Raw genomic sequence first — 4,650 nt, forward strand, 5'->3', positions numbered from 1 at the left:
GGGTTGGTGGGTCGAGACCGGGACGGGGTGGCGACGGTGGCGTGGTTTCGGATGGCGGTGTGCGTGGGGGGGCTGCTGTTCCTCGTGGGGTGCGAGGAAGCCCGGGCTACGACACCGCGCATCCCGGTGCTCGGCGAGGTGGGTGGACAGGTGGGGCAAGAGGGCGTGGAGGCCCATGCGTGGTCGCGGACCCTGATGATTGGGGACCAGCAGGCGCCGCACGCGGTGGTGACCTCCAACGGGGACGTCCTCGTGGCCGCCACCTATCAGGAGCCCATCAATCTGGGGGCGGGGCCCCTTCCCTTCGACCGCAATGTCGTAGCGCCCCATCTGTTGGTGGCGCGTTTCTCTTCGGAAGGCACGCTGCGCTGGGCGCGGGGCTGGACGCCCAAGAGCCAGGCGCGGGCGCGCGTGGGCGGGCTGGCGGTGGATGCCAGCGACCACGTCTTCCTCGCGGGGACTTCCGCGGGCTTCACGCAGGACACCGCCACGCTGCCGGAAGGGCCGTTCCTGGCCCGGCTGAGCGGCGAGGGCGCCCTGGACTGGGTTCGCTCGCTTCCGGGTGAAGGCCCCGTCGCCGTGAACGCCGTCACGTCCGACAACGACGGTGGCGCGGTGCTGGTGGGTGACTTCACCGGCCAGCGCGACTTCGGTGAGGGTTTGAAGTCGGCGCCCAATGGCAGGCACGCGGGCTTCGCGCTGCGCGTGGGCCCGAAGGGTGAACAGCGCTGGAGCCGCGTGTGGACGCCCGTGGGCGAAGGTGAAGTCTCCGCGCGAGCCGTGGCGGTGGATGTCTTCGGCGACGTGCACGTGGTGGGCGGCTACGCGGGGGCGGTGTCCTTCGGCGACGCCACGTTCCTCACCGTGCGCCAGCACACGCCCTTCGTGGTGAAGCTCACCCACGACGGCGACCACGTGTGGAGCCACGACGTGCGCGGCACGGATGGCAGCGCGCTGTCCGTGGCCGTGGGCCCGGACCGCGTATTCGTAGGCGGCGGCTTCAGCGGCCGGCTCTACTTCCAGAATGCCTGGCACCGGGCGGACTCACGCGACGGCTTCCTGCTCGCGTATGACGCCCAGGGCAGCCAGCGCTGGGCGCGCACCTTCCCCACCGGCGCGCCCGTGGTCGCCACCGACGAAGCCGGTCAGGTGACGGTCGCCGGCAGCCACGATGGCGGCCGGGCCCTGGGCGGCGCGGACCTGCCTCCCGGCTTGTATGTCGCGAAGCTCTTGCCTGACGAAGGCACGTCGCTCTGGGTGCGTGGCTTCGCCAGCGCTGGCACCGCCTCCAATGCCCGGAACGTGTCCGTGGACTCCACCGGTGGCGTGCTGCTCGCGGGAGGATTGAACCGGCCCGCCTCCGAGGACGGACCGTCGCAGCGGCTGCAGGATGGTTTCCTCCTGCGCCTGAACCCCTGACACCGCAGGGCATCCCGCAGTTCAATTCCAGACGCGACAGGCCTCCCGACCGGAAGACATACGGGTTTCCCCCAAGTCTTTCCGTTGACGGGATGCAACATGGAATCCTGGAATTAGACTTCGTTTCATCCGCCGTGATATTCGCCAGCCGCCTTCAAGATTCGTCGTGTCTTGAAGGGCGAGGCTGCGCTGAAGCGTCTGCGCTCGGAAGTGCTCGCACGCAGGCGGCCAACCCCTCGACATCACTCGCTGCGAACCGTGCACGCGGTGCAGTGGGCCGCGCGCCCAATGAGTCACTGTGAGAGGTTGAACCCATGACATCCACCGTTCCACGGATGGACACGCTCCTGAAGAGTGTCACCGGCACGGCCCCGCGGGTCTTCGGATTCCTGGCGCTGCTGGCCGCGACCACCGCGAGCGCGAGCGAGGCGGACCTGGTCCTCCCCGACTTCCGCTCCGTCACCTTCTTCGCCGGCCTCGATGGACGGCAGCTGCTGATGTCCGGCATCGCCGTCTGTCTCCTCGGCCTCGTCTTCGGCTTCCTCCAATACGCGAGCCTCCAGAAGCTGCCCGTGCACCGGGCGATGCTGGAGATCTCCGAGCTCATCTATGAGACGTGCAAGACGTACCTGATGACGCAGCTGAAGTTCATCATCGTCCTCTGGGTGCTCATTGGCGCGGTGATGGTCGGCTACTTCGGCTTCCTGCGACACATGGAGGTCGGCCGCGTGGCCATCATCCTGTTCGCCAGCCTCGTGGGCATCGCCGGCAGCTGCGGCGTGGCCTGGTTCGGCATCCGGGTGAACACGTTCGCCAACAGCCGCACGGCGTTCGCGTCCCTGCGTGGCAAGCCCTACCCCACGTATGCCATCCCGCTGCAGGCGGGCATGTCCATTGGCATGGTGCTCATCAGCACGGAGCTGCTGCTGATGCTCTGCATCCTCCTGTTCGTTCCGGCGGACTTCGCGGGGGCGTGTTTCATCGGCTTCGCCATCGGTGAGTCGCTGGGCGCGTCCGTGCTGCGCATCGCGGGCGGCATCTTCACGAAGATCGCCGACATCGGGTCCGACCTGATGAAGATCGTCTTCAAGATCAAGGAGGACGACGCGCGCAACCCCGGCGTCATCGCGGACTGCACCGGCGACAACGCGGGCGACAGCGTGGGCCCTTCCGCGGATGGCTTCGAGACCTATGGCGTCACCGGCGTGGCGCTCATCACGTTCATCCTGCTCGCGGTGGGCGCCGAGTACCGGGTCCAGCTGCTCGTGTGGATCTTCATGATGCGCATCGTGATGGTGGTGGCCTCGCTGGTGTCCTATTGGATCAACAACGCCATCCAGGGCGCCCGCTACATGAACGCGGACCACATGAACTTCGAGACGCCGCTCACCGCGCTGGTGTGGCTGACGTCCATCGTGTCGGTGGTGCTGACGTTCGCGGTCAGCTACCTGCTCATCCCGGACATCGGCGGGGATGACTCGCTGTGGCTCAAGCTGTCGGCCATCATCACCTGCGGCACGCTGGCCGGCGCCATCATCCCGGAGGCCATCAAGGCCTTCACCTCCACGGAGAGCCGGCACGTGCGCGAGGTCGTCACGGCCAGCCGCGAGGGCGGCGCGTCGCTCAACGTCATCTCCGGCCTGGTCGCGGGCAACTTCTCCGCCTACTGGATGGGGCTCATCATCGCGGGCCTGATGGGGCTGGCCTACGGGTTCAGCACCCTGGGCGTGGGCACGCTGATGATTGCCCCCGCGGTGTTCGCGTTCGGCCTGGTGGCCTTCGGCTTCCTGGGCATGGGCCCGGTCACCATCGCGGTGGACTCCTACGGACCGGTGACGGACAACGCGCAGAGCGTCTACGAGCTGTCCCTCATCGAGAACGTCCCCAACGTGAAGCAGGCGGTCCATGAGGAGTTCGGCTTCACCCCGGACTTCGACAAGGGCAAGCAGTACCTGGAGGAGAACGACGGCGCGGGCAACACGTTCAAGGCGACCGCGAAGCCGGTGCTCATCGGGACGGCCGTCGTGGGCGCCACGACGATGATCTTCTCCATCATCGTGCTGCTCGTGGGCATCACCACCAACAGCGCGGGCGCGCAGGTGCTCAACGCGGCCAACACGCAGAACCTGTCGCTGCTGCACGCCCCGTTCCTGCTGGGCCTCATCACCGGCGGCGCCATCATCTTCTGGTTCTCCGGCGCCTCCATGCAGGCGGTGTCCACGGGCGCCTACCGCGCGGTGGAGTTCATCAAGGCGAACATCAAGCTGGAGGGGGTGGAGAAGGCCAGCGTGGCGGACTCCAAGAAGGTGGTGGAGATCTGCACCCAGTACGCGCAGAAGGGGATGATCAACATCTTCCTGGGCGTCTTCTTCAGCACGCTCGCCTTCGCCTGCCTGGAGGCCTACTTCTTCGTGGGCTACCTCATCTCCATCGCCATCTTCGGCCTGTACCAGGCCGTGTTCATGGCGAACGCCGGCGGCGCGTGGGACAACGCGAAGAAGCTGGTGGAGACGGAGCTGAAGGCCAAGGGCACGCCGCTGCACGACGCCTGCGTCGTCGGCGACACGGTGGGTGACCCGTTCAAGGACACCTCGTCGGTGGCCCTCAACCCGGTCATCAAGTTCACCACCCTGTTCGGCCTGCTCGCGGTGGAGCTGTCCGTGGAGCTGGAGGCCGCCGGCCAGGGCACGCTGCTGCGCATCTTCGCCGCGGTGTGCTTCATCCTGTCGATGCTCTTCGTCTACCGCAGCTTCTACGGCATGCGCATCGAGAGCGCCGGCACCAGCGAGCTGAAGTCCCCGGCCCAGGTGAAGACCGCCTGAGCGGCCGCGTCGCTGACGCGACCTGGAAGCCCGCGGCGGGGTTGCTTCCACGGAAGCCCCCGCCGCTGTCTCCTGTCACATGTTTCAGGCGTGTCTCACGCCCCGATGCCCTCCGGGTCCGTGGCCAGCTCCCCGCCCAGGTGCATGCCCGTCTGGCACCGGTAGTCCGTGTAGAGCGACGCCGCCACGGTGAACACCCCCACCAGCACGTGCACCGCGGCCGCCACGGGCCTGCGCTTCGCGTAGCCCAGCAGGAACGGCGCCAGCACCGCGCCCGCCCCATAGGCGTAGTCGGACAGCTCGTGCGCTTCGATGGGGATGAGCTTCGCGAGGCTCAGCCGGTAGTCGGTGAACAGCGACACGCCCAGCGCCGCCCCGCCCAGGGCCCACCCCGCCGCCTTCGCTGGAC

Annotated in this window: 2 protein-coding genes and 1 pseudogene; 2 read left to right on the forward strand and 1 reads right to left on the reverse strand. The window is 67.7% G+C overall.

Annotated elements, in window-relative coordinates:
• Nucleotides 1-1,419: hypothetical protein (locus tag D7Y13_RS38805; RefSeq protein ID WP_341870466.1), on the forward strand; the 1,419-nt coding region annotated here is incomplete at its 5' end.
• 314 nt (nt 1,420-1,733) lie between these two features.
• The gene (locus D7Y13_RS38810; protein WP_120532328.1) at nt 1,734-4,241 is read left to right on the forward strand and encodes a sodium-translocating pyrophosphatase; all 2,508 of its coding nucleotides are present in this window, start codon (nt 1,734-1,736) and stop codon (nt 4,239-4,241) included.
• 95 nt (nt 4,242-4,336) lie between these two features.
• Here D7Y13_RS38810 and D7Y13_RS38815 read toward each other — a convergent pair.
• Nucleotides 4,337-4,650: pseudogene (locus D7Y13_RS38815) on the reverse strand (hypothetical protein); the annotation flags it as partial.

The organism is Corallococcus praedator (assembly GCF_003612125.1).
Lineage (GTDB): Bacteria > Myxococcota > Myxococcia > Myxococcales > Myxococcaceae > Corallococcus > Corallococcus praedator.

Excerpts from the sequence above, each read along its gene's own strand:
- D7Y13_RS38810 (WP_120532328.1), top strand. The coding sequence starts at position 1,734 with ATGACATCCACCGTTCCACGGATGGACACGCTCCTGAAGAGTGTCACC.